29 protein-coding genes, 2 pseudogenes and 1 other annotated feature are annotated in these 25,900 nt (G+C 36.1%); of the genes and pseudogenes, 16 read left to right on the top strand and 15 right to left on the bottom strand.

What is annotated here, in order from left to right:
• Nucleotides 1-28: 28 nt before the first annotated feature.
• Nucleotides 29-1,204, bottom strand: a complete 1,176-nt coding sequence (gene megL, locus MHB74_RS22885; RefSeq protein WP_061679865.1) for a methionine gamma-lyase — start codon at nt 1,202-1,204, stop codon at nt 29-31.
• 398 nt (nt 1,205-1,602) lie between these two features.
• On the opposite strand from megL, the gene rpsD reads away from it, so the two are divergent.
• Complete coding sequence (gene rpsD / locus MHB74_RS22890; protein ID WP_000135322.1) at nt 1,603-2,205, top strand: 30S ribosomal protein S4; 603 nt, start codon at nt 1,603-1,605, stop codon at nt 2,203-2,205.
• 168 nt (nt 2,206-2,373) lie between these two features.
• Here the strand turns inward: rpsD and MHB74_RS22895 are convergent, their stop codons facing one another.
• The gene (locus tag MHB74_RS22895; RefSeq protein ID WP_179885497.1) at nt 2,374-2,511 is read right to left on the bottom strand and encodes a hypothetical protein; all 138 of its coding nucleotides are present in this window, start codon (nt 2,509-2,511) and stop codon (nt 2,374-2,376) included.
• A gap of 282 nt (nt 2,512-2,793) precedes the next feature.
• On the opposite strand from MHB74_RS22895, the gene MHB74_RS22900 reads away from it, so the two are divergent.
• The 4 genes and pseudogenes from MHB74_RS22900 (at nt 2,794) to MHB74_RS22915 (ending at nt 6,787) form a co-directional block, all read left to right on the top strand.
• The gene (locus tag MHB74_RS22900; RefSeq protein ID WP_340844498.1) at nt 2,794-4,479 is read left to right on the top strand and encodes a T7SS effector LXG polymorphic toxin; all 1,686 of its coding nucleotides are present in this window, start codon (nt 2,794-2,796) and stop codon (nt 4,477-4,479) included.
• A gap of 22 nt (nt 4,480-4,501) precedes the next feature.
• Entirely contained in the window at nt 4,502-4,720 is a 219-nt protein-coding gene (locus MHB74_RS22905) for a bacteriocin immunity protein (protein WP_061680126.1), read from the top strand.
• A gap of 440 nt (nt 4,721-5,160) precedes the next feature.
• Nucleotides 5,161-5,763, top strand: a pseudogene (locus MHB74_RS22910) (T7SS effector LXG polymorphic toxin); the annotation flags it as partial.
• A gap of 559 nt (nt 5,764-6,322) precedes the next feature.
• A complete protein-coding gene (locus MHB74_RS22915) occupies nt 6,323-6,787 on the top strand; it encodes a hypothetical protein (RefSeq protein WP_061680127.1) in 465 nt (154 codons plus the stop codon).
• A gap of 66 nt (nt 6,788-6,853) precedes the next feature.
• Here MHB74_RS22915 and MHB74_RS22920 read toward each other — a convergent pair whose 3' ends face one another.
• Nucleotides 6,854-6,982, bottom strand: coding sequence for a hypothetical protein (locus MHB74_RS22920; RefSeq protein ID WP_000050944.1), 129 nt, complete (start codon nt 6,980-6,982; stop codon nt 6,854-6,856).
• Between the two features lie 150 nt (nt 6,983-7,132).
• On the opposite strand from MHB74_RS22920, the gene MHB74_RS22925 reads away from it, so the two are divergent.
• Nucleotides 7,133-7,435 carry a YjdJ family protein gene (locus MHB74_RS22925; protein WP_061680128.1) on the top strand — a complete coding sequence of 101 codons (303 nt, stop codon included), beginning with the start codon at nt 7,133-7,135 and terminating at the stop codon, nt 7,433-7,435.
• A gap of 78 nt (nt 7,436-7,513) precedes the next feature.
• Here MHB74_RS22925 and tyrS read toward each other — a convergent pair whose 3' ends face one another.
• The 6 genes from tyrS to acsA form a co-directional block, all read right to left on the bottom strand.
• On the bottom strand, nt 7,514-8,770 hold the full coding sequence (gene tyrS / locus MHB74_RS22930; protein ID WP_000512075.1) for a tyrosine--tRNA ligase: 1,257 nt from the start codon (nt 8,768-8,770) through the stop codon (nt 7,514-7,516).
• A gap of 70 nt (nt 8,771-8,840) precedes the next feature.
• Nucleotides 8,841-9,069, bottom strand: a binding site (T-box leader).
• Between the two features lie 77 nt (nt 9,070-9,146).
• Nucleotides 9,147-9,392 (bottom strand): hypothetical protein, encoded by a 246-nt coding sequence (locus tag MHB74_RS22935; protein ID WP_061680129.1) that lies wholly within the window; start codon nt 9,390-9,392, stop codon nt 9,147-9,149.
• Entirely contained in the window at nt 9,373-9,918 is a 546-nt protein-coding gene (locus MHB74_RS22940) for an RNA polymerase sigma factor (RefSeq protein WP_000057187.1), read from the bottom strand. Before MHB74_RS22940 ends, MHB74_RS22935 begins: the two co-directional genes overlap by 20 nt.
• Nucleotides 9,899-10,354, bottom strand: coding sequence for a hypothetical protein (locus tag MHB74_RS22945; RefSeq protein ID WP_061680130.1), 456 nt, complete (start codon nt 10,352-10,354; stop codon nt 9,899-9,901). The genes MHB74_RS22940 and MHB74_RS22945 overlap by 20 nt, the downstream gene beginning before the upstream one ends.
• A gap of 66 nt (nt 10,355-10,420) precedes the next feature.
• The gene (locus tag MHB74_RS22950; protein WP_048544469.1) at nt 10,421-10,978 is read right to left on the bottom strand and encodes a maltose acetyltransferase domain-containing protein; all 558 of its coding nucleotides are present in this window, start codon (nt 10,976-10,978) and stop codon (nt 10,421-10,423) included.
• Nucleotides 10,979-11,067: 89 nt separating this feature from the next.
• Entirely contained in the window at nt 11,068-12,786 is a 1,719-nt protein-coding gene (acsA, locus tag MHB74_RS22955) for an acetate--CoA ligase (RefSeq protein WP_016130337.1), read from the bottom strand.
• Between the two features lie 176 nt (nt 12,787-12,962).
• Here acsA and acuA point away from each other — a divergent pair, with 176 nt between their 5' ends.
• From acuA to MHB74_RS22975, 4 genes and pseudogenes are all read left to right on the top strand, one after another.
• Entirely contained in the window at nt 12,963-13,595 is a 633-nt protein-coding gene (gene acuA, locus MHB74_RS22960) for an acetoin utilization protein acetyltransferase AcuA (RefSeq protein WP_061680131.1), read from the top strand.
• Between the two features lie 17 nt (nt 13,596-13,612).
• Complete coding sequence (locus MHB74_RS22965) at nt 13,613-14,257, top strand: acetoin utilization AcuB family protein (protein ID WP_061680132.1); 645 nt, start codon at nt 13,613-13,615, stop codon at nt 14,255-14,257.
• Nucleotides 14,254-15,420, top strand: coding sequence for an acetoin utilization protein AcuC (acuC, locus tag MHB74_RS22970; protein ID WP_081110423.1), 1,167 nt, complete (start codon nt 14,254-14,256; stop codon nt 15,418-15,420). The genes MHB74_RS22965 and acuC overlap by 4 nt, the downstream gene beginning before the upstream one ends.
• A 174-nt stretch (nt 15,421-15,594) precedes the next feature.
• Nucleotides 15,595-16,453: pseudogene (locus MHB74_RS22975) on the top strand (alpha/beta fold hydrolase).
• Nucleotides 16,454-16,670: 217 nt separating this feature from the next.
• Here the strand turns inward: MHB74_RS22975 and MHB74_RS22980 are convergent.
• The 3 genes from MHB74_RS22980 to MHB74_RS22990 all read right to left on the bottom strand — a co-directional run bounded on the left by MHB74_RS22980 (nt 16,671) and on the right by MHB74_RS22990 (nt 19,213).
• Nucleotides 16,671-16,898, bottom strand: coding sequence for a hypothetical protein (locus MHB74_RS22980; protein ID WP_257144621.1), 228 nt, complete (start codon nt 16,896-16,898; stop codon nt 16,671-16,673).
• A gap of 169 nt (nt 16,899-17,067) precedes the next feature.
• Complete coding sequence (locus MHB74_RS22985; protein WP_061680135.1) at nt 17,068-17,757, bottom strand: response regulator transcription factor; 690 nt, start codon at nt 17,755-17,757, stop codon at nt 17,068-17,070.
• Between the two features lies 1 nt (nt 17,758).
• On the bottom strand, nt 17,759-19,213 hold the full coding sequence (locus MHB74_RS22990; RefSeq protein WP_061680136.1) for a sensor histidine kinase: 1,455 nt from the start codon (nt 19,211-19,213) through the stop codon (nt 17,759-17,761).
• A gap of 149 nt (nt 19,214-19,362) precedes the next feature.
• Here MHB74_RS22990 and MHB74_RS22995 point away from each other — a divergent pair, with 149 nt between their 5' ends.
• From MHB74_RS22995 to mscL, 3 genes are all read left to right on the top strand, one after another.
• Nucleotides 19,363-20,043, top strand: a complete 681-nt coding sequence (locus tag MHB74_RS22995; RefSeq protein WP_061680137.1) for an ankyrin repeat domain-containing protein — start codon at nt 19,363-19,365, stop codon at nt 20,041-20,043.
• 79 nt (nt 20,044-20,122) lie between these two features.
• On the top strand, nt 20,123-21,049 hold the full coding sequence (locus MHB74_RS23000; protein ID WP_061680138.1) for a Gfo/Idh/MocA family protein: 927 nt from the start codon (nt 20,123-20,125) through the stop codon (nt 21,047-21,049).
• A 128-nt stretch (nt 21,050-21,177) separates the two neighbouring features.
• Nucleotides 21,178-21,579 (top strand): large-conductance mechanosensitive channel protein MscL, encoded by a 402-nt coding sequence (mscL, locus tag MHB74_RS23005; protein WP_061680139.1) that lies wholly within the window; start codon nt 21,178-21,180, stop codon nt 21,577-21,579.
• A gap of 48 nt (nt 21,580-21,627) precedes the next feature.
• Here the strand turns inward: mscL and MHB74_RS23010 are convergent, their stop codons facing one another.
• The gene (locus MHB74_RS23010; RefSeq protein ID WP_061680140.1) at nt 21,628-21,900 is read right to left on the bottom strand and encodes a DUF3917 domain-containing protein; all 273 of its coding nucleotides are present in this window, start codon (nt 21,898-21,900) and stop codon (nt 21,628-21,630) included.
• Nucleotides 21,901-22,200: 300 nt separating this feature from the next.
• On the opposite strand from MHB74_RS23010, the gene dhp61 reads away from it, so the two are divergent.
• From dhp61 to MHB74_RS23025, 3 genes are all read left to right on the top strand, one after another.
• Nucleotides 22,201-22,497 (top strand): protein Dhp61, encoded by a 297-nt coding sequence (gene dhp61 / locus MHB74_RS23015; protein WP_061680492.1) that lies wholly within the window; start codon nt 22,201-22,203, stop codon nt 22,495-22,497.
• Between the two features lie 81 nt (nt 22,498-22,578).
• The gene (locus MHB74_RS23020) at nt 22,579-22,815 is read left to right on the top strand and encodes a DUF3949 domain-containing protein (protein WP_061680491.1); all 237 of its coding nucleotides are present in this window, start codon (nt 22,579-22,581) and stop codon (nt 22,813-22,815) included.
• Nucleotide 22,816: 1 nt separating this feature from the next.
• Nucleotides 22,817-23,179: a DUF4288 domain-containing protein gene (locus MHB74_RS23025; RefSeq protein WP_061680493.1), complete on the top strand. Its 363-nt coding sequence runs from the start codon at nt 22,817-22,819 to the stop codon at nt 23,177-23,179.
• A gap of 35 nt (nt 23,180-23,214) precedes the next feature.
• On the opposite strand, the gene ccpA is transcribed toward MHB74_RS23025, so the two are convergent.
• Together ccpA and MHB74_RS23035 are read right to left on the bottom strand one after the other, a co-directional pair.
• Nucleotides 23,215-24,213 (bottom strand): catabolite control protein A, encoded by a 999-nt coding sequence (ccpA, locus tag MHB74_RS23030; protein ID WP_061680490.1) that lies wholly within the window; start codon nt 24,211-24,213, stop codon nt 23,215-23,217.
• Between the two features lie 587 nt (nt 24,214-24,800).
• Nucleotides 24,801-25,817: a CamS family sex pheromone protein gene (locus MHB74_RS23035; protein WP_061680489.1), complete on the bottom strand. Its 1,017-nt coding sequence runs from the start codon at nt 25,815-25,817 to the stop codon at nt 24,801-24,803.
• Between the last annotated feature and the right edge of the window lie 83 nt (nt 25,818-25,900).

Consider the following 25,900-nt stretch of genomic DNA (forward strand, 5'->3'; position numbering starts at 1 on the left):
ACGTACGAAACCGATAGCTCACTCTTTTTTATTGATTCACAGTAGATATTTTCTTTAACGCCTGCTCTAAATCAGACACGATATCTTCCCATGATTCTAAACCGACAGATAAACGTATTAAATTATCGTAAATACCCATTTCTTGTCTTAACTCAGCTGGAATCGCAGCGTGCGTCATCGTTGCCGGATGCTGAATTAACGTTTCTGTATCCCCTAAACTTACGGCAATTGTAATAAAATGAAGGTCATTGATAAACGCTTGCGTCTCTTCTTTTCCGCCTTTTACTGAAAAAGAAATCACACCGCCGCCTCGTTTCATTTGGCGAGATGCTAACTCACCTTCTGGATACCAAACACCTTCTACCGCATCATGATTTTTCAGGAACGATACAATTTTTTCGGCATTATCACAATGGCGGTCCACTCTTACCGCTAACGTCTTTAATCCGCGTAACAATAACCATGCATCAAACGGCGCCATAATACCACCAATATCTTTTCGCATCGGGCGAATTTTTTCAGCTAACGCTTTCGTTTTACAAATCGTTACACCCGCCACTACATCGCCATGACCGCCAATATATTTTGTCGCACTATGCACAACTGCGTCACAACCAAGCTCAAGCGGTCTTTGTAAATAAGGTGAACAAAACGTATTATCAACAACGACAAGTAAGCCATTTCGCTTCGCAACCCGAATCACTTGTTTTAAATCGATTAATTTCATCGTTGGATTAATCGGTGTTTCAACGAAAATAACTTTTGTATTTGGACGGATTTTATTTTCGACATCATCCTCTGTCTCCATATCACAAAACGAATGCGTAATCATGAACTTCTCTTCTAATACTTCTAAAAAACCGTACGTGCACCCGTATAATCCATTTGAACAAATAATATGATCTCCAGCTTTTAGAAAACCAATTAATGTTGCGGAAATAGCTGCCATACCAGATCCAAAGGCAAGAGCTTCTTCTCCTCCTTCTAACACCGCCATACGTTCTTCAAATAATTTTACGGTTGGATTTCCAAGTCTTGAGTAAATATAAGACGGATCCACTCCCGCAAAACTCGCCTCCCCTTGCTGCGCAGTCTCAAATGTAAATGTAGACGTCTGAAATAACGGTGGTGTTAAACTTCCTTTATGTTCCTCAGATGTATAACCATGATGAATTAACGCTGTCTCCATATGCTTCTTTTTCATAAAAACATCCCCTTTTATGTTTTTATCCCGCATATCCATCAACAAAAAATTAATGAACATTTTTACTACATTTTATGTAAGCGTTTTATTTGTGTTTCTATCACTTCTTTTATATCGTTTTAAATTCCTTCTTGTTCATTTCCAAAATTTATATGCATAAAACAAAAACGTACTTGCTTGACGAAACTCTGGGTAAAAGATATAATAGCGTTTGTGTAAAATAAAAAGGCAGCCTTGTAATGTGAGTTTATCGTTTGTATTTTGTTCCTCTACGGAGGTGTATCTCGTAACTCCCTGCTGCTGGAGCGAAGGTACATGAAAACAAAATGCCCGTAAATATCGATTACGTCTGTTTTTATTTTACGTAAATAAAAACATTTTTAAAGGAGGAGTCAACTATGGCTCGTTATACAGGTCCAGCTTGGAAACTGTCTCGTCGTCTTGGAATCTCTCTAAGCGGCACAGGAAAAGAATTAGAAAAACGCCCTTACGCACCAGGTCCTCACGGTCCTAACCAACGTAAGAAACTTTCAGAATACGGTTTACAATTACAAGAGAAACAAAAACTTCGTCACATGTACGGCATGACTGAGCGTCAATTCCGTCGCACATTTGACCAAGCAGGTAAAATGCCTGGTAAGCACGGCGAAAACTTCATGATCCTTCTTGAAGCTCGTCTTGACAACTTAGTTTACCGTATGGGCTTAGCTCGCACTCGTCGCGCAGCTCGCCAATTAGTAAACCACGGCCACATCACAGTTGATGGATCTCGCGTAGATATCCCATCTTACCGTGTAAAACCTGGTCAAACAATCAGCGTTCGCGAAAAATCTAACAGCCTTGTTGTTGTTAAAGAAGCGATCGAAGTTAACAATTTCGTACCAGAATACTTAACTTTCGATGCTGATAAATTAGAAGCTACTTACACTCGTCACGCTGAGCGTTCTGAGTTAGCAGCTGAAATCAACGAAGCATTAATCGTAGAGTTCTACTCTCGTTAATCTCGGTACTCTGCAAAGAGTATTATTAAAAGCCTTAGGAACCTTGTTTATCAAGGGGCCTGGGCTTTTTTTATTGAATATAGCCGGTATATGTATAAAAACGGAACAATGTAACAAAATAAAGTGAAACTTTAATCAGTGGGGGTTTTCTTCATCCCCCACTAATTATTAGCCTTCACCAATCGGACTTTTATGGGCAGTTGATCTCCCACCTAACTTCTTTGCTTTCGCTGAATTTTGAGCTGGGGGTCTTACTGCCCATTGAAGCGGGATAAAACTTAACCCTCTCTCTAAAATTTCAGCCATTTTTATCCACATTAATAAAAACCTATCCCATAACTCATTTTTCTTTGCTGTACTCTCCTTTTGTTAACATTATTTTTACAACGTATTTATTTGTACATAATCTATACCTTCCCTTTTTCTATTTACACTCAACTTAAAAACCTCTTCATCACCCGAGCATCTGAATAAGATTAAAAAAACTTAATGAACTAGTATCTCTTTAACCATAGAATTATTAGAATATTCAATTTACACTTCCTCCCTTAAATTGGTATTATTTTCTTGTACGGGGAGGGAAAGTTCATGTCTTTAAATATGTATCTCGGTGAAGTACAAGCTCAAACAGAAAGTATGAACGCTTTCTGTAACGCTACTATTCAAGGAATGGAACAAATTATTCATTCTATTGATGCTTTTGCATTGGATACTGTTCTACAAGGACAAACATATAGCAGTGCAAAAGCATATTTCTTACAAACCTTTCGTCCGTTAGCACAAGGAATCATTTACTTATGCGAAGAATTAATCCGTCAAAATGATGCTTTTCCAAGAGATTTTCAATCACAGATAGCTTCTACAGATGTTATCGAACAGGAGATATTAGAACAAATTCGAGAAATCGATCGAATGATAGCAAGTACAGAAGCGCTCAACCAAACTATGCCGATCCCAGGTATGGACGCTATGGTAAATCTTTTTACTGTCATGAGGCAAAAACTGCAAGAAAAATTAGAACATCTATATGAATTTAATTATACTTCTAGTAATAATTATGATACTGCACTCCAACTAGCCGCTAGCATTGCGACAGGTTTGGCGGAAGTTCAAAGTGGAAAAGGTTTTAGTCCTGCAAGTGGTACATTTAGTACGCAAGGGTTGAATATGGAGTGGACGGGTCCTATTCAAGCAATTACAGAAGAAAAAAAACGAAAAGCTGATTATTTAATTAAAGATGGAGAAATGTGCGGTAGGCTAGAAGAAACATCTGCGATTAAAAAAGCGTGGGGCGATAAGGTAGACAGTGTAGTTAAAATGTTCGAAACAGTAAAAAAGATATGGAATGGTACTGTAATCGGAACAGGGAAAGCTGTTGAAGATACAATCAAGTCCATGGAAACTTTAAGTAATATGAATATAAGGAATATGGATATAGAAACTTTTATTAATGTTACATATGCGATTTTACATTTGGATGAAACGGCGAAAAATATGTGGCATACATTTTCAAGTACCGTGAAACGAGATATGATAAATGGAGATGCAGAGAGCCGTACGCAATGGATTACTTATGCATTAACCCAAATAGGTATTGGTCTAATCACCGACAAGGGAGTAGGTAGAGCAGGACTTGTTATAAAAGGAGTAAAAGCATCAAGTGGAGCAAGTACATTAACAAAAGGAGTAACACTAATAAAAGAAATGAGGCACGCATCTGAGATTTTACAATCTTTTAAGAAAGATGTTTCTTATGCTTTCTCTGGTGGAACTATCATAACCAAGATACCTCAAAGCGAATTGAATCAAGCCTACTATAATTTTGCAAAGACTACGATTTCAAGTGCACAAAAAAGAAATTCTCCAGGAACAGTAACTTCAAGTTTTAATCTTGAACGAAGTTTAGGGACTCAAAAGAAACTAATGTATAATAAAGGTTCAATTGGTGTTATTCCACAAGAAATTCGAAATAAGCTAATTGGAAAAAATTTCAACTCCTTTGATGATTTTAGAAAAGAATTTTGGAAAACAGTTGCTGATTCAGACTATGCGACAGAATTTAACCAAAGAAATATAAACCTTATGAAAGAGGGTAAAGCTCCATTCGCTCCATTATCTGAGAAGTATGGTCAGCACAATCAATATATTTTGCACCATAAACAACCAATTCACCAGGGTGGAGATGTGTACAATCTCGATAACTTAATAATTGTTTCTCCTAAAATGCATCAAAATGTTTTAGATCGTTCATATCATTTCGGTAAAAAAGGTTAATGATTATGAAAGGATGGTTAGTATGTCACTCAAAATGACAAAAGAAGAACTTATTGAACTTGTAACAAAGATTTGTAATCCTAAATTACCTGAAGAAGAACTTAATGAATACGTAAACCAATTTAATAATAGCGGTGTACCTCATCCCGCTCCAAGTGATATAATCTTTTGGGATTTTAGGGATTTAACACCGGAAGAAATAGTAGAGATTGCATTGAATTACAAAGAAGAAGAAAACTAAAACATGTAAAGAATAAGCCGCCCCGAAAAAACGAGCGGCTTTCTTCATTATCTAATTCATTTTATACTGCCCTATTTGTTCTAATGTTAGTATTTCTTTTCAATGCTAATACAACATTAGAATTATCATTTCTGAATTTAGCCAGTGTACCTTCTTCTAACACTAAAAAACACTACATTCTACCCCATAACTCATTTTTCTTTGCTATACTTTCTTTTTGTTAACATGATTTTTACAACGTATTTATGTGTACATTCTCTATACCTTCCCTTTTTCTATTTACATTCAACCTTAAAAACCTCTTCATCACCCGAGCATCCGAATGAGATTAAAAAAACTTAATGAACTAGTATCTCTTTAACCATAGAATTATTAGAATATTCAATTTACATCCCCTCCCTTAAATTGGTATTATTTTCTTGTACGGGGAGGGAAAGTTCATGTCTTTAAATATGTATCTCGGTGAAGTACAAGCTCAAACAGAAAGTATGAACGCTTTCTGTAACGCTACTATTCAAGGAATGGAACAAATTATTCATTCTATTGATGCTTTTGCATTGGATACTGTTCTACAAGGACAAACATATAGCAGTGCAAAAGCATATTTCTTACAAACCTTTCGTCCGTTAGCACAAGGAATCATTTACTTATGCGAAGAATTAATCCGTCAAAATGATGCTTTTCCAAGAGATTTTCAATCACAGGTAGCTTCTACAGATGTTATCGAACAGGAGATATTAGAACAAATTCGAGAAATCGATCGAATGATAGCAAGTACAGAAGCGCTCAACCAAACTATGCCGATCCCAGGTATGGACGCTATGGTAAATCTTTTTACTGTCATGAGGCAAAAACTGCAAGAAAAATTAGAACATCTATATGAATTTAATTATACTTCTAGTAATAATTATGATACTGCACTCCAACTAGCCGCTAGCATTGCGACAGGTTTGGCGGAAGTTCAAAGCGGAAAAGGTTTTAGTCCTGCAAGTGGTACATTTAGTACGCAAGGGTTGAATATGGAATGGATAGCCTCTATAAGGTATGGAAAGCTCTTCAAACCAAATGGAAACTTGAGGGATTTAATAAGGGTCCAGAAGTTGAAATGGAAGTTGGAGGAACAACTTTCTACTCAAGTATTGCAGAGTTTTGTCTCGAGAAACTTCCAGCTGCCATTGAAATAGTTTCTAGTAACCCTAAAAGATTTACAATCATTGCAAGTAAAAATAGTGATATAATTGCGTAAGAAAATGTTAGAAAAATCTTCAAAAAAGCATTTAATGAATATAACAAATGGAAAGATGAAATAGATTATTTTAACCTTTCCATTCATCTCTGCCCAAAAGACGATATAGTTTTTAGATAGGGAGATTCATTAGAGGAAGCGGAAATAGCTGCTATATTTAAGGCAAATATACTTACACTTTTAAATAGCTAACTGCAAAACCTTGCTAAAAATAACTACATTTCAATTAACAATTATATTATTTTAATAGAATTAAACTAAGAAAACTCCGAATCACAAAAGGCGGATTTCTTCATGTATCTAACATGTATACTGTTTTATTTGATCTAATATTAAAAATTAGGGAGGAGTAATTATTGGCGTATTCATTACAACCTGAAATACAAGCCTGCCTTACAAAAATTGATTTTATTCAGAGATATAAAGCATTATCAAAACTATTTCCAGATAGAGAAAACACATTTGAAAACTATGTAAACGAAAAAGTAATTGCAGTATTTGAGTCTCTTGGCTATAAAGCTCGTTTTATGAAAAAAGAAAACTTTTTTATTGTTGGTGAAGTAAAGAACAAGGATTTCTATACTTTCAGATTCAATATCAGCTTAAAATATGGGCTTGTTGAGTTCATTTGGTCTGCAAGGTATAATGGTGAAGTTAGAGTTAGGAATTCATGGGATATGTTTGTAAAATTATTATCCAATGGTTCTGAAAGATTGCCGGCAGTATGCTTCCACAGTTACGATGAACTCAAAGAAATCATGAAAATCGCCTTTGAAATGTACGAAGATTTTAAGCGAGAATTAATTCCTATTTATTCATAATGTAAAAAGCTACCGAAGACAACTAAAACAGTTACTTCGAGTAGCTTTTATTTATATATATTAAAGTTATTTATTTTCCTCTTTTTGAACATATACATAAGCATCTTTCTGCTCTTTATGTACATCCACCTTCGAATTCTCTGCAAGCTGACCCGCGTTTAGCAAAGAAAAAATAATGAGCGCTTCTAGTGACATTTTGTTTTACCACTCCTTTCTAGTTGTTATACATTTATCATACCGCTTACATGTGATTTCCGTATGAACTCGAAAAGGAGATTACAACAAAAAGGTTACAGGAATATGAATGCACGCTATAATAACCATTAAATAGGAGGTCGATTCATTTTGACAATAAACCAAATGGTTCAATTAGGTAGTGCATGTATGCTATTTATTACTTCCGCACTTATTAATTGGTATCAGGGGAGTAATTTAATAGATGATCCTGATGAATGGAAATATAGCGCTAAGTTTACAAATTACTTTAAAGGCACCGTTTCAAATTACGAAGATATTTATCAAATCGATTTCTTTATATATGCGGCAAAATTTTATCCAACAGCATTTGTTGTTATGCTCATTAGCTTACTTTATATGCTCGTATTAATTCTTTATATTCTATTTAAAAGAAAAGATCCGGCGATTTAAATCCATACATAAAAAAACCGAATCATGGACTTTTCAGCCTACAATTCGGGGTACTATTTGTTTTATATTCGTTTCTAATTAGTAACGGATTAAGAAATATTTCTTTTTACCGCGGCGAATGATTGTGAATTTACCTTCGATGCGGTCGTTTTCTGTTACAACGTAGTCTAATGCTTGTGTACGCTCACCGTTTACGTAGATTGCGCCGTTCGTTACATCTTCACGTGCTTGACGTTTTGATGGAGAGATTTTGCTTTCTACTAGTAAGTCGATTAATACTGTATCTTCTGCAGTACGTTCTACAGATGGTACGTCCTTGAATCCTTGCTCGATTTCGCTTGCAGTCAGTTCTGCTACAGAACCGCTGAATAATGCAGCTGAAATTTTAATCGCTTGCTCTAACGCTTCTTCACCGTGAACAAGTTTTGTCATTTCAGAACCTAATGCTTTTTGTGCTGCACGTTTTTCTGGCGCTTCAGCTACTTGCTTTTCAAGCTCAAGAATTTCTTCATGAGATAAGAATGTGAAGTATTTTAAGTATTTAACAACGTCGCGGTCATCTGTGTTAATCCAGAATTGGTAGAACTCGTAAGGAGTTGTTTTCTCTGGGTCTAACCAAATTGCGCCGCCTTCTGTTTTCCCAAACTTCGTACCGTCTGATTTCGTAACTAGTGGAATTGTTAAACCGAATGCTTTCGCATCTTCTTCTGATTTACGGATTAATTCAAGACCAGCTGTAATGTTACCCCATTGGTCACTACCACCGATTTGCAAGCGGCAATTATGGTTTTGGTATAAGTTTAAGAAGTCGTATGATTGTAAAATCATATAACTAAACTCAGTGAATGAAATACCAGTATCTAAACGAGATGCTACTGTATCTTTTGCTAACATATAGTTTAAACCGAAGTTTTTACCGATATCGCGCAAGAATGAAATGACATCTAAGTTACCAAGCCAGTCATAGTTGTTAGCCATTGTTGCTGGGTTGTCCACGTTTTCGAACTCTAAGAAGTTTGAAAGTTGGTTTTTAATGCTTTCTGTGTAGTAAGCAACTGTATCTTTCGTATTTAATGTACGTTCTGCTTTTTTACCACTTGGGTCACCGATCATACCAGTACCACCGCCAACAAGTGCGATTGGTTGGTGACCAGCTAATTGGAAACGACGTAACATTAATACTGGTAACATATGACCGATGTGTAAGCTATCCGCTGTCGGATCGAAACCGCAGTATAATTTAACGCTTTCTTTTTCTAATAATTGCTCAAGTCCCTCAGCATCTGTTTGCTGATTAATTAAACCGCGAAATTCAAGATCTTGTAAAATACCCATATCCTACATACTCTCCTTTAAGTTCATTACTGGCGTGAAGGTTGAAAACATAAAAAAATCGCCCCTTGAAATAAGGGACGATTTTGATTATCGCGTTACCACCCTAGTTGCAGGCCAAAAAAGCCTACCACCTTATTTACATAACGGCTTAGCACCGTCTTTTCCCTTTTGAAGACCATTCAATCGAAAAAAGATGCTCTAGGGGCGTAATTCGCGATCATCTATGTGCTGATTTTCACCGGCCATCAGCTCTCTAAAACAGGGAAATGATCACTACTTCTCCCTTTCCACGCTCAATTATTCATATACTTTTCTTTATACCATCATTTGTATAGGCGTGTCAAATAGAGGTCGGGTTTCTCTTCTTGCCAATCCTTTACAACGTCGCAAAGAGTATCGTAATAAGAGAAAGAATTGGAACCCCAACTAATAACGATACGTGAAACACAACTGATAAATCATTCCCAATCATCGCCTCCACAGGATCTTTCGCTGGAGAACCAAGAAAGCCAATGAATCGGTCGAAGCGACTTACCGTTTTTGGAAAATCCGGTATTTCTACATGGTCACTATCTAAATGCTGTTTTAATTTATATTCACTCTTAAAGGGATTTTCGCTCAATTTCATCCACCTCCAGCAATTGTTTCAATTTCTTTATCCCGTTATGAAGTCTCGACTTCACTGTTCCAATCGGAATGTTTAATATCTCTGCAATTTCTTTCTGCTGCATATCATGATAATAAGAAAGAATAAGGACCGCTCGCTGTTCTTCAGGAACTTTCAAAATTGCTTCTCTTACTGTGAGCCGATCTTCGTGAGAAAATTCTTTTTCCTGAATCGGCACTAAAAATGGCAAAAGCGTACGCCACTTTTTTCTTCTATTTAATTTATTAATCATAAGACGATAACCAATTTGAAATAAATACGTTTTTATTTTACCTTTTTCAAGTTCATACATATGTTTCTTTCGTTCTAGCGTCAAAAACGTATCTTGCACAAGGTCTATACTTAATTGTTCATCTCGGTTAAATCGATATAAAAATGTATATAGCGCTGGTTTGATTAAAACATATAGTTTTTCTCCCGCCTGTTTATCTCCACTTTGATACGCAAGCATGAGTTCCTCCTCAATCCCAATCTGCGCCATGATTTTTGATCTCCTTTATTCCTTTTAACGTTAATGAAATGCGGGAAATTAAATAGCAACTTGCGACAATAATCCATACTTGTGATTGATTCGTAAAAAATTGAACATACGGGTTTTGTATTGTCTGTCCGGTTGAAACTAAAATATTTAATGCTTGCACACATATGCACGCATACACTGCAAGACAGGCCGAAATCGTATCAAATACATTCCAGCGAAAATACACTTTTGTTTTTGTAAAATCAATTTTATATCCTTTTTTCCGTACTATATGTTTTCTATCAAACGGAATAATGATTGAAAACATAACAATCATCATGATACCGGCTGTAATCATTGATACTTTAAATCCAATTGGCATTGGTAAAAACATTCCACAAGAAAATACAACTATAATTCCAAGTAAAGCAAAAGCAAGAAGTAATTTATTAGACATAAAAAAGCCTCCCTCATCTATTCTTTCATAAATGTATACAGACGAGGAAGGCACTTCGTTCAAATATTATTTTATTTTTTTAATAATCTTTGCAGGATTTCCGCCAACTACTACATTATCCGGCACATCTTTCGTTACGACGGCGCCAGATGCGATCACCGCGTTGTCTCCAATTGTGACACCAGGATTAATAATCGCTCTTCCGCCAATCCATACGTTATCGCCAATTGTAACTGGTTTTCCGTATTCTGATCCGCTTATGCGCTCTACTGGGTCAAGCGGGTGTGTTGCTGTATAAATGTGAACACCTGGAGCTAACATACAGTTCACTCCGATTGTCACCGGGCATACATCTAAAATTGTACAATCAAAGTTCGCGTAAAAATTTTCACCAACGTGAATGTTATAGCCATAATCACATCTGAAAGAAGATTCAAGATGAATGTTATCTCCAGTCGTTCCGAATAATTCTTTTACGATTTCGCTACGCTCTTTTAAATGCACTTCTGGCGTTTCATTTAATTTTCTCGTTAGTATACGAGCTTGCTCCCTCTCTTGAATCAAAACAGGATCAGCTGGTATGTACATTTCCCCAAGTATCATCTTTTCTTTTTCTGTTTTCATTTTCTTCTCCCCTTTAACTCATATATATAAGTTTATGATACCATAAAAAAAGAAAGGCCTGAACGTTATTTCGTTCAGACCTTCCTCTCTTAATCTTCCATCGTTGATAAGTCACCTGTTGGTAAGTTTAATTCCCACGCTTTTAATACGCGGCGCATAATTTTACCACTTCTCGTTTTCGGTAATTTATCTCTGAATTCAATTTGTCTTGGCGCTGCATGGGCTGCTAGGCCTTTCTTTACAAATTGACGAATCTCTTCTTTTAATTCATCAGATGGTTCGTATCCTGCCCGAAGCGCGATAAATGCTTTAATGATTTCTCCGCGCACTGGATCAGGAATACCAATTACACCAGCTTCTGCAACAGCAGCATGCTCGATTAATTTGCTTTCTACTTCAAACGGACCAACGCGCTCACCTGATGTCATAATTACATCATCAATACGCCCTTGGAACCAGAAGTATCCATCTTCATCCATATAAGCAGAGTCACCTGATACGTACCAATCTCCCGGCATAAAGTAAGATTCATACTTTTGCTGGTTATTCCAGATTCCGCGCATCATCGCTGGCCAACCTTTACCAATTGCTAAGTTACCCATTGTGTATGGAGGAACTTCATTTCCTTCATTATCAACAATCGCTGCTTTCACACCTGGAATTGGTTTACCCATTGAACCTGGACGAATTTCCATACAAGGGTAGTTACAAATAACTTGTCCACCTGTTTCTGTCATCCACCACGTATCATGAATACGAAGTCCAAATGCGTTCATACCCCAGCGAATTACTTCTGGATTTAACGGTTCACCAACGCTTAATACGTGACGAACTTGTGATAAATCATATTTTTTAATTGCGTCTTGTCCAGCTCCCATTAACATACGGAACGCAGTTGGCGCACTGTACCAAACTGTTACACCGTAATCTTGCAGTGCTTCATACCACGCTTCTGGACTAAAGCGGCCACCTAAAACAACATTTGATGCCCCAACTAACCACGGTGCGAAAATACCGTAAGCTGTTCCAGTTACCCAGCCTGGGTCAGCTGTACACCAATATACATCGTCTTCTTTTAAATCTAATACCCACTTCGCCGTTTGATGGTGCTGCACCATTGCATTTTGCGCATGAAGCACACCTTTCGGCTTACCAGTAGAACCAGACGTGTAATGTAGAATTAAACCGTCTTCACGGCCTAACCATTCAATATGTAATTCTTTTGAAGCTTGTTCAAATAAAGGGTTAAACGCTACCGTTTTACCGCCTTCTTCTACATTATCTCCAACAAGGAAGACTGTTTTTAAAGCTGGTAAATCATTTAATGGTACGCGCTCTAACAATTCAGGCGTTGTAATTAACACCTTTGCTTCGCTATCTTCTAAACGATCGCGAACTGCGCCTTCCATAAATGCTTCAAATAGCGGACCAACGATTGCCCCTAATTTCACTGCACCTAAAAGCGCAAAATATAATTCTGGAGAACGCGGCATAAAAATAAAAACGCGATCGCCTTTTTCTACATCGCCATAATTTTTCAGGACGTTTCCTGCTTTATTAGAAAAATCCTTCATTTCCTTAAATGTATACTTCTCTTTTCGCGATCCATCTTGATAATAAAGGGCTACTTTATTCTTTCGATCGGATTTCGCATGCTTATCAATTGCCTCATACGCCATATTTACTCGGCCTGTCTCATTCCAAGTAAAATTTTTATTAACCTCTTCCCAGTTAAAATTCGCGTATGCCTCATCATAATTCGGCAAATTATTTTCTCCTTTAATGACAGGAAGCGTTTCTACTTTCATACTTTACATCCCCCTCCTATGTATTCTATTATCTATTATAATAACATTATTTAAAATTTTCAGTATATTTGTTGATTTTTAGACAAATTTTTAATGACAAATTTCGATTCACATCGCATATATTATAAAGTACGATATGAATAGATTCACAAACCCTCAAGGTGGTGAGCAATACATTGATTCATAAAAAAATATATAATGCTAGAAACTTAAAAACAGCGAAAGGCACTTTAATTATTGAAGGTCCTGTCTCTACACATAACTTAGAAATGTATGAATTTCATCCAGACTTAATTGCGTTTCGTCCTGCCGAGCAGCAATATAAAGCAATTGTCGAAATTTCTAAATTACCAGAAGCTCGTCTCATTATTGCTAGACATGACCAAACGATTGTTGGATATGTTACATACTTGTATCCTGATCCACTCGAACGATGGTCAGAAGGAAAGATAGAAAACTTAATTGAACTCGGGGCAATTGAAGTTGTCCCTGCCTTCCGCGGTTGCGCTGTCGGAAAGAACTTATTAGAAGTTTCAATGATGGACGACCATATGGAAGATTACATTATATTGACGACTGAATATTATTGGCACTGGGATTTAAAACAAACAGGCTTAAATGTTTGGGAGTACCGAAAAGTAATGGAAAAAATGATGAATGCTGGTGGCTTACAATGGATGGCTACAGATGATCCTGAAATTTGTTCGCACCCCGCTAACTGTTTAATGGTCCGCATCGGTAAACGCGTTGATACGGATTCTATTCAAGCATTTGATCGTCTACGTTTTCACAATCGTTTTATGTATTAATAAAGGGGGCAACTGGAATGATTGTAGAAGAAATTATGAATCAAGATGTGGTGACACTGCATCCAAACGATACAATCGAAACAGCAATCCGAACGATACGCACGAAAGGCATTCGGCACATTCCAATTGTCGATCAAAATAATCATGTCTTAGGTATTATTTCTGATCGGGATGTAAGAGATGCAAGTCCGTCTATTTTAGATGAACAAGTTTCACTCGATATGCTGAAGCAACCACTTGAACTAATTATGAAACATCCTGTTATGACTTGCCATCCTCTTGATTTCGTTGAGGAAATTGCTACTTTATTTTTTGAAAATAAAATTGGCTGTCTTCCTGTTACAAAAGCAGGAAAGTTAGTAGGAATTATCTCTGAATCTACTGTACTGCACACGTTAGTAAAATTAACAGGAGCACATCAACCGAGTTCACAAATTGAAATTCAAGTAAAAAATGAACCTGGCATTCTCGGAAAAGTCGTTGCCATTTTTAGTGAGTTACAAATCAATATCGTGAGCGTTCTCGTCTACCCAGCAAAAGATGAGAATGATAAAGTACTCGTTTTCCGCATTCAAACGATGAATCCGCTAAAAGTGATTGATGCACTTGAAGCAGAAGGCTACCGCGTATTATGGCCAAACATTATGGGGATGCAAGCATGAGTAGCGCGTTTATTTATTCGGATGACTTTCGGGGCTATTCTTTTAGCCCTGATCATCCTTTTAACCAACTGCGCGTCACACTCACGTATGATTTATTACAAAAGGGCGGTTTTATCTCTCCTTCCCAAATCATCGCACCACGGATGGCTACAGATGAAGAGATTGCCTACGTTCATACAGAGGAATACATAAATGCGGTAAAACGTGCTGGAGAAGGTAAGTTAGAAAAATCGATTGCGATGACATATGGACTCGGAACAGAAGATACACCGATGTTTCCAAATATGCACGAAGCAAGTGCATTACTCGTTGGCGGTACGTTAACCGCTGTCGATGCTGTTCTTTCCGGGAAAGTAAAACACGCACTTAATTTAGGCGGCGGCTTACATCACGGATTCCGCGGCAAGGCATCTGGCTTTTGTATTTATAACGATAGTTCTATCGCCATGAAATATATTCAGAAGAAATACGGTTTACGTGTTTTATATATTGATACAGATGCTCATCACGGTGATGGTGTACAGTGGTCTTTTTACGACGATCCTAACGTATGCACCATTTCACTACATGAAACTGGGCGTTATTTATTCCCTGGAACTGGCGCTGTAAATGAACGCGGACAAGGAAATGGCTACAGTTATTCTTTTAACGTTCCACTCGATGCTTTTACAGAAGACGAATCGTTTTTAGATTCATATCGAACTGTCGTAAAAGAAGTTGCCGCCTACTTTAAACCGGATATTATTTTAACGCAAAATGGCGCTGACGCACATTATTACGACCCGCTTACACACCTTTGTGCAACAATGAATATTTACCGTGAAATACCGAAGCTCGCTCGCGAAATCGCTAACGAATATTGCGAAGGTCGCTGGATTGCTGTCGGCGGTGGTGGCTATGATCACTGGCGCGTCGTCCCAAGAGCTTGGGCACTCATTTGGCTCGAAATGAACAACATCCAAAACATCTCAGGTTATCTCCCTCCAGAATGGATTGACGCTTGGAAAGGACAAGCCGAAACAGAACTTCCCCTCACATGGGAAGATCCAGACAACATGTATAAACCTATCCCCCGCAAACCAGAAATTGAAGAAAAGAATGCATTAACTGTAGCGAAATCTCTTGAAATAATTCGGAATAATATGACAAAATCTTTATACTAAACGAAAAGGAGGCTCGTTTTTGAATAGCCTCCTTTTATTTATAGCTTGCTAGTATTGTCGTTTTCTGTCGGTAAGTCGATATATTTTGATAATCTCTGATATATTTCGAGTTGCGCTGATATATTTTAATAATCGCCGATATATTTTATTTCACAATTAATCGGTCCAATTTTTATGAGAAAAGGGCGTGATATTATGTGGACACAACATATAATCAACACGAAACGTGGCACATTTGAACTCTTTACAAAAGGAAATGGCGAACCACTTTGCATTACACATCACTATTCACAATTTAATGAAACTGGTGATTACTTTGCTGATATTTTCACCACTACGCATCGTGTATTCCTCATTAATTTACGAGACGCTGGTAACTCAGCAAAAGCCAATTCAGAAAAAGAATTACGTATGATTGAAACGGTTCATGATTTAGAAGCAATACGAGAAACGTTACAACTTCCAATATGGCATTTCGCCGGTCATTCAACAGGCGGTATGCTTGGACTTTTATATGCAATTACATATCCAAATTCCTTACAATCATTAGTCGTGGCCGGAGCTGCAGCAAGTAATTATACCGAAACATCATTTTGCATTTATCATCCAGCACATCCACAGTTACTATATGCAAAAACTCATCGAAAACTTAAAAAGCCCTCACCTTACAAGTGAAGAACAGAAAGAACTATCTACTGAGAGAACAAAATTATCATTGCATAAACCAGAAAACTACAACTCTTATTTTTGTAAACCAATCCAAAAAACTATGTCTACTAGCCGGATGAACGCTTTCGCCAATGAATATCCGTCATTTGATTTAAGAGAATCTTTACCTTCCATCCAAACAAAGACACTTATTATATGCGGAAGACATGATGTACAGTGCCCGATTCAATATTCTATCGAGATGCATAAGGGTATACGTAACTCTATCTTCATTCCATTTGAGGAGAGTAACCATTATCCTTTTTTAGAAGAAGCTGCTCAGTTTACTTCTACTACTCAGACATTTTATAAAGTGAAACTTTAATCAGTGGGGGGTTCTTCATCCCCCACTGATTATTAGCCCTCACCAATCGGACTTTTATGGGCAGCCCGACCCCCACCTAACTTCTTTGCTTTCGCTGAATTTTGAGGTGGGGGACTTACTGCCCATTAAAGCGGGATAAATCGTTAACTAGTACCGCTATTATTAAGGAAAGCTCACAGTCTCTATAAGACTATGAGCTTTTTTCAAAAGAAATATTTCAACTAGTAACAATTAAAAGAAGAACACACAAAATCACTAAACCTAAATCAATAAATACTGCCTTTTTATCTCCTTCTTTTAAGCTTATTATAAAACTAGAAATTATTTTTATTCCAAAAAAGACCATCATAAATAACCCACCGAAATGATCATTTGTAGGGTCTTCATCATAAAACATTTGTATTGCACCAATAATTAATAAGATAAGTAAGATATTAGTTCCAATCTTTAAAGCCTTGTTTGATTTATTATTTTTTCATGTATCTCCCAAAATGTAGCACGCCCTCTCATACTCCCCTATGTTTTATCGCTCTTTATATTTTAACATAAATTTCCTATTTTTTTCCTTTTCGTTCGAATAACATAAAAAACCTGCCAATTACTCGGCAGGTACGTTACACGTTAAAGCGATAACCAGCTCCCCACACCGTTTCAATATATTGCGGATGGGCAGGATCTCTTTCAATTTTTTCACGTAGCTTTCTAATGTGAACAACGACAGTGGCTAAATCGCCAGCTGAGTCTAGTCCCCAAATACGTTCAAATAACTGTTCTTTATTTAATACTTGGTTTGGATGTGTTACAAAGAATGTTAATAAATCAAATTCCTTCGTTGTGAACGCAATTTCTTGATTGTTTATAAAAACTTTTCTCGCTCGCTGATCAATAGAAATTCCGTGAATGTATAACGTATCGCGTTGCTTACTCACATTTCCTGATAATCTTTCATAACGAGAAATATGTGCCTTTACCCTTGCGACTAATTCACTTGGACTAAATGGTTTCGTTATATAATCATCCGCCCCTAAACCGAGTCCGCGAATTTTATCTATATCTTCCTTCTTTGCTGAAACAAGTAAAATCGGAATGTCTTTTATAGCACGTATTTGTTTACAAATTTCAAATCCATTCATTTTCGGAAGCATAATGTCCAAAATAATTAAGTCGTATTCTTCCTGAAGAGCCATTTGTAGACCTATTTCTCCTGAATGTTCTACATCGACTTGAAAATCACTAATTTCTAAATAATCTCGCTGTAATTCTGCAATACTTATTTCATCTTCTACTAGTAAAATTCTCTTCATTCTACTCACCACATTCCTGTACTTTTTTCAATGAGAAGAAAATACTTGTACCTTCTCCAAGCTTACTTTCCACCCAAATTTCTCCGCCATGTTCTTCAACAATTTGCTTCGCTATCGCTAAGCCAAGTCCACTTCCACCTGTGCTAGAATTTCGCGATTGCTCGGCACGATAAAAACGCTCAAATATATACGGTAGCGTATCAGCTTCTATACCTAACCCATTGTCCATCACTTTCACAATGACAGTATTGTTATCACTCAATACTGTTACAGTAATTTTCTTCTCTTCTTTATCCATGTTTTTCACACTATTATGAATTAAATTAGATATCACTCTATTTATCTTTTCACAATCGGCCGTTACATATAGTGGTGCTGGATGTAATTGTAAGTGAACTTCTATACCTTCCTCACTTAAATCCATCTGCATCTCTTCTAATAATTCTTGCATAAACATGTTTAATTCTATCGTTTCAAACTGAAAGGGAACTCGATTCAAATCAAGCTTCGAAAACAAAAAGAGCTCATCAATGAGTGTATCCATATGTTTTGCTTTCGTATGAATGGTCGTTAAATACTTATCCATTTTTTCTGGCGTATTTGCGACTCCATCTTTTATGCCTTCTACATATCCAATAATAGAAGTAATCGGTGTCTTTAAATCATGAGATATGTTTGAAATGAGCTCTTTTCGATTTTCTTCATACTGCGTTTGTACTTCAATCGATTCTTTTAACTTCTTCCTCATTTCCTCAAACCCTTGATTTAATTGCCCGATCTCATCATGAGATGTAACTGGAATTTGAAAATCTAAATCCCCTTCTTTAATTCTACCAGTCGCATCTTTCAATATAAATATTGGTTTTATCACACTTCTTGAGACGAAATAACTTACTAATCCAATGAGTAATATCGCTAGCAGTAAAAGCGCTCCGAATAAAATCGGAAATAATTTTTGTGTAAGATCAACAAATGAACTTTGCCTTTTTAGTACAAATATACTCCCTTCTTCATCTCCGGGAAAATAAAAATCAAATTTTACATATCGATAAAATGTATCGCCTAGTTCCGCTGTACCACGACTATTAATATTTGCTGATTCAAATTTCGGAAGAGCTTCTTTTAAAGATATACTTTCAAATATTTTTGTAGCATAAGAAATGGTTTCTCCCTTTCTTACAACTATCTTCACACCTTCTTTTTCAAGCGATGAAACGAACGATTCATCTAATAGTTGTGATTGATTTTTCTTTGCCGCCAATTTCAATTCAATATACGTATTTTCTTCTTCTGGCGTAAGCGGCTTTTGAATATAGGAACTTTTATAGAAATTTTTCACTGATTCCAAGTCTCCTGTTATGGAAAAAACAATTAAAAATCCCGCAACTAATATGAGCGTAATGGAAACGAGAATAACAGCAATATAAGAGAATAAAAATCTTGTTTTAATAGACATACCTTACATCCTCACTTTACGAAACCTTCTTTCCCATAAGCATAAAAATATATGTTCAAATACTCAAGCGATTTTATAGTAATTTTAGCGTCAGTTTATAAAAATTTAATGTTCTTATTTTACAGTTGAAATGAGGAGGTTGAAATTCCATGTTCAAAAAAACAGTAAGCATGATCTGTTGCGTAATTTTTTTGCAAGGATGCTCGCAAGAACAAGAAGTTAAAAAGGAGATGACAAACATGGAGACAGCGCTACTAGTAGCTACTGAGAAACAAGAAACGAATACTATTATATCGTTACTCAAAAAAGGGGCTAACATAAATATAAAAGACAATAAAGGACGTACTCCTCTTATGATTGCTACATACAAAAATGATGTAAAAACCGCAAAAGCGCTTATTGAAGCTGGTGCTGATGTAAACATCCAAGATGATATGAAAAATAATCCTTTTCTATACGCCGGTGCTGAAGGTTACTTAGATATTTTAAAATTAACGATTGATGCTGGCGCAGATGCATCGCTTACGAATCGTTACGGCGGAACAGCTCTTATCCCTGCCTCAGAACATGGCTATATCGATGTTATTAAGGAACTCCTTACGCGAACAACTATTGATGTTAACCATGTAAATAATCTCGGATGGACTGCTTTAATGGAAGCCATCGTACTAAGTAACGGAAACGAAACACAACAACAAGTTATTCGCCTTCTTATTGAACACGGTGCAGATGTAAATATTCCAGACAACGATGGTGTTACCCCACTAGAGCATGCTCGTGCTCATAACTTTGAAGAGATAGAGAAGATTTTGTTAGAAGGACGTAAGTAAAAAGCTAATTTTTGCCTTCCTCCCCCGCCCTATGCTACATTTAACCCGTTACTTCAATATTAATAAGGTGGGAATATACATGAACAAACCTAAAATTGGGATGATTGGACTTGGAAGTATTGCGCAAAAAGCCTACCTTCCAACACTTACAAAAGAAACAGATTGGAATTTTGTCGGGGCGTTTACACCTAACGCAGGGAAAAGAAAACAAGTTTGCCAGCAATACCGCATGCAAGACTTTCATTCTATTGAAACGTTAGCTTCGGAATGCGATGCAATCTTCGTTCATAGTTCAACTGCTACACATTATGAAATCGTTTCTGAACTTCTTAAAAAAGGAATCGACGTTTATGTTGATAAGCCGCTAGCAGCTACAGTAGAACAAGCTGAGCAACTAGTCGAGTTGAGCGAAAAGCATAACCGAAAATTAATGGTCGGATTTAATCGCAGGTTCGTTCCTATGTATGTTGCGGCAAAAGAGCAAGCTCATAATATTTCATGGGTTCGAATTGAAAAGCATCGCACAAATAAAGTTGGGCCATATACGTACGACTTTACTATGTTAGATGATTACTTACATATTGTAGATACTGCTCGTTGGTTAGCTAACGATGATCTTAACGTCGTTCATAATATGATGCAAATGAATGAAAAGAATGAACTTCTTTACGGACATCATACATATACAACGCCAAGTGGACTGTTACTTTCCACTGCGATGCATCGCCATGCTGGTACAAATTTAGAACAAATTGAACTTGTAACGACAGGGAAAATCATTCGCGTAAAAAATATGAACACATTTGAAGTTGAGCAGGATAATACAGTTTCTCAAAGCGGTTCACCATCATGGGATACGACGTTAAAGCAACGTGGTTTTGAAGATGCTGTTCATCATTTTATTGAATGTGTACAAGGCGATACAAAGCCTGTTGTAGATGGATTAGAAGGATTAAAAACGCAGCAACTATTGCAATCTCTACTGGAGAATGTAAATAAAAATTAAAACGGATACATTTTTCAGAATTTACTTTCATTCCCATTTCCTCTTTATTTCTGTCGCAAATTTCTATAGAATATGTTGATAGGAATTATAAATTTCATAATGAATCGTGGAAAGGATGGGATTAACACATGTGGAACGAGTTTAAAAAATTCGCATTCAAAGGGAATGTAATCGATTTAGCTGTCGGGGTTGTAATCGGTGCTGCATTCGGTAAAATCGTTAGTTCTTTAGTAAAAGATATTATCACACCATTACTTGGTATGGTATTAGGTGGCGTTGACTTTACAGATTTAAAAATTACATTCGGCAAATCATCTATTATGTATGGTAACTTCATCCAAACTATTTTTGATTTCTTAATTATTGCAGCGGCTATCTTTATGTTCATTAAAGTATTCAACAAACTAACATCTAAAAGAGAAGAAGAAGAAAAAGAAGAAGAACTTCCAGAACCAACAAAAGAAGAAGAACTTCTTGGCGAAATTCGCGACTTATTAAAACAACAAAACTCTTCTAAAGATAGAGCATAATTGAACGGATAAAAAGGCATGCCCCTCGGGACATGCCTTTTCTATATGCTATAACGTTTCCGAATTCATATGAATAAATAAAATAATACCAGCAACCATAAGTACCATTACACTACCTGCAAATAGTGTAATACCCATGAACATTAAGCTTGTGCTCATGTCCACTGATACACTTTCAATAAAAATAGAAATTACATACGTGATAAGGGCAATTCCTGCAAGAATACTTCCTGGAACAAATCGCTTTAAGCCATTTTGTTTTAACGTCATATATGCAAAAATAGCAGTCATACAAAGCGTAATTATCCAAAGAACGATCATCTCTTCCCCCCCTCACAAGCCTTTTCTTTCTATTATACATGACATTGCCCTATAATAGTTAAATTTGCACTTATGTGACATATAACAAGGAATCATACAATCTATAGAGAAGTCTTCCAGATAAAGTGAAACTTTAATCAGCGGGGGTTTTGTTCATCCCCCACTGATTATTAGTTGAACCAATCGGACGTTTACGGACAGTTGATCTCCCACCTAACTTCTTTGCTCCAACTGAATTTTGAGGTGGGAGTTTTACTGTCCGTTAACGCGGGATAAGCTATATACTCGGGAGGATTTCAATTGGAAGATGATATTGTAGGATATTTTAAACAAGTAGAGCGATTCGATTATATTATAATCGACTTAGACAAAAAGTTTTTTTATATCGAAGTTGTACAAATAGAAACAAATATAACTTTGCTAAAAATATCAATTAACTTATATAAAGATGAAATTATTATTGCTGGCAATGTGAAACAATACGATTCTTCTAGGTTAGAACAACTAATACAAAATTTTAAACGCACTGCACAAACATGCCTTGAACATAATTTACGAAGTCCTGAAGAACTTTTTGCATTTTGGAAAGGAAATTGACCGCTATAAAAAAATGGATATATTTCATATAAATTGATATAATTACCATATACAAATATTCTTTATAAGGGAGTGTTCATAATGATTTGGATTTCACTAATCGTATTAGCCTATTTCATCATTCTCGTCCCAATACAATATAACTATATTAAGATGATCAAGACAAAACAGAAAAAAATGAACATGTCACAAACCGAACTATACGACAACATGTCTTATGAAGAATCCCAAATACATTATCACTATCAAAGTAACGTATTTACAATACCTGCTTCGCTTGTCGCAAGTGTTATTTATAAGGTGAAACATGCAGCATAATATGTACGCTGTAAAATTATTGTTTGAATCTGTTCATTCTGGTGAGCCTAATCCTGCGAAAATGGATGAGCATTATGAAGCGAATCACGATACACTTTTTGAAGAAAGTATTATTCTTGTTAAAGCAAACAGTTTAGAAGAAGCACAAAAACTAGGTGAAAAAATCGCGATGCAATCTGAGGATACGTACGATAACATGTATGATGAGCAAGTGAAATGGACCTTTCGAAAAGTGCTGCATGTGTTTGAATTAGACGATACACCATTTGAAACTGGAAAAGAATTATACGCAAGATTTTTACACGTTAAGAAAAATGAAACGGTAGATACAGTCGTACAAAAATACTATCCCGAATACGAATAAAAGCTCACAGCGAATGCTGTGAGCTTTTTTTATACTTACTTCGTTGAATCTCTAAATTGGATACGGTGAGGTAAGATAACAGTGTGATCTTCCACTTTTTCTTTGTTCATATACTTTGTTAATAGACGCATTGCTACTGCACCGATATCATACATTGGTTGTACAACTGTTGAAAGTTGTGGACGAACCATTAATGCAAGGCGTGTATTATCGAAACCAAGTACTTCTACATCAGTTGGTACGTTTAAACCAGCGTCTTGTGCTGCATGGATTACACCTAGTGCCATTTCGTCAGAAGATACGAAGATTGCTGTTGGCTTTTCATCGCTGCCCCAAAGCTTTTCGAATGCTTCGATACCTGAATCATATGTGTAATCTCCATCGATTATAAGATTTTCATCATATGAAATACCGGCTTCTTCTAAAGCTTTTTTATAACCTTGTAACTTCTTCGCGCTTCCCGCTTTATCAATGAAAGGACCAGAGACGAAACCGATACGCTTATGTCCTTGCTCAATAAAGTGCTTCATTGCGTCGTAAGCTGCTTGTGTATAATCAATATTTACTGATGGCGTTTCATTTTGCTCATCAAATGACGCTGCTAATACGATCGGTACTGGAGACTTTTTGAATTCTTCAATATGAATGTCTGTAATATCTTCACCCATGAAAACAATTCCGTCCACTTGTTTTCCAAGCATCGTATTTAATAAATGGAACTCTTTCTCTTTGTTTTGGTCAGAGTTACTTAAAATGATGTTATATTTGTACATTGTTGCGATATCTTCAATTCCACGAGCAAGTTCTGCATAAAACGTATTTGAGATATCAGGAATAATAACACCTACTGTAGTTGTCTTCTTACTTGCTAGTCCACGTGCTACCGCATTTGGGCGGTATCCTAAACGATCAATTGCTTCTAATACTTTCTTTCTTGTTGTAGGCTTTACATTTGGGTTACCGTTCACAACGCGTGATACGGTAGCCATTGAAACGTTCGCTTCGCGCGCTACATCATAGATTGTTACGTTCATCTCTTCGCACACTCCTTCTATTTTTGTTATCTATTTTTATGTATCGGTTACTTGAATGAAAAAAAGACATCAACTCTATTTGCAGATGCCACCAATCGTCCCGAGTTCTTCCTTTTACTAATGATACGATAAAAACGCAGGCTCATACAATATTTTCCCGCAAAAGTTTCGAAAAAATTCGCTTCTTTTCTCGTATTTTCGTATTTTTTATGAAAAAAAGGGCATTTTTTGTAAAAATATAGATATTTCATACGGAGAAACCTTATTTTAAGCAGTACGATAGTAAATGAAATTTATATCGACCGCAACTCAAAATATATCAGTGGTTTTCCAAATATATCAACCACAACTCTAATTATATCAGCGATTTTTTTAATATATCGACTTATCGAAAGAAACCAACAATGATAGTCATTTGATGCGCTGGATTTGGAGATGCGTGGCGCTCTGTAGAATGCGTTATATCAAGAACGGAAGGGGTAACTATATTTCTTCCTTTATAATTGGCACAGCGGAAATATGACGCGCTCTTTCCCATCCTATATTTTCACTTTCAATAAAAAAGACAGTGTAAACACTGTCTTTTTTTATAAGAAGGAAACAAACGGTTTATCGCTGTTTTTCTCTTTTATAATAATTGCCTCGATTTTACTCTCAGACTTGATCTGCAATTGCACTTTCGCATCTTTAGGTAATTTTTCTAACATACTTTGAGCAGCCATTTGGGTAAGGGCCATTAATTCTGTTTTACCGTTATATTTAATAACAATATTCATATTTAATGCATCCATTTGATTTTTCTTATAAGAAACTTTAGCATTGACTGGGATAAAATCTGCCGGAGAAAAATCTTTCATTGCCTTAGCAAATTCAGTTATTTTTGTATTATCTTCTCCATGTGCTTGTTTAAATTCATCAGAAGGATATGAAAACGCTTGTTCATCAATCGTAATCCAATTTCCAAGGTTCGTATCATTCTTTTGAACAGTAGCACTAGCAATATACGTACCATTTTTTAAAGAACTTGTACTTTCTTGCTTAAAGATAGCAAACGTAATTGGAGATTTATTATACTTGTCATTTTTATTAATCGCTTCAGTAAGTTGCTTAGCAACTTCAGCGCCCTTAGACATTGCTTCTTCATTCGATACACTTGAAGACATCGCTAGCCCAATCACCACACCAGATAAACTTAATTCATTTGAATTCTGCTTCCCAAAATAGTCTTGTTCTATAATATTTGTCAAAACTGGCGCTTCTACTTTCGCGACTAGTTCATCAACTAATTTCTCAGGGATATACTGATTTAATTGCAGTACATGACTTTCTGTATCAAATTGCTCTTTCGCAATATTCATTAAACCATTTTCATACTCTGCTAAATCTAATTTAGAATTTGTTTTTATATTAGCTGTATTTATAACCTTTTGTTCTTTTAAAGGAATTACAGTTCTATAATAATCTTTAGAAACAGCGGTTCTCGGAATCATGCTTTTTTCTTTCGTATCCTTTTGTATAACTTCATCCTTCTTACTAATCGTATCATTACTACAAGCTCCTAGTAATAAACTTACGACCGCGAAGGATAATGCCATTTTCTTCATTACTTAAAACCTACTTTCAACAATCTATTTATTTAATTTGAACTATTAACAGTGTACCATTAAATATATTTCAACAAAAACAA

The sequence above is a fragment of the Bacillus sp. FSL K6-0069 genome, assembly GCF_038007785.1.
Lineage (GTDB): Bacteria > Bacillota > Bacilli > Bacillales > Bacillaceae_G > Bacillus_A > Bacillus_A mobilis.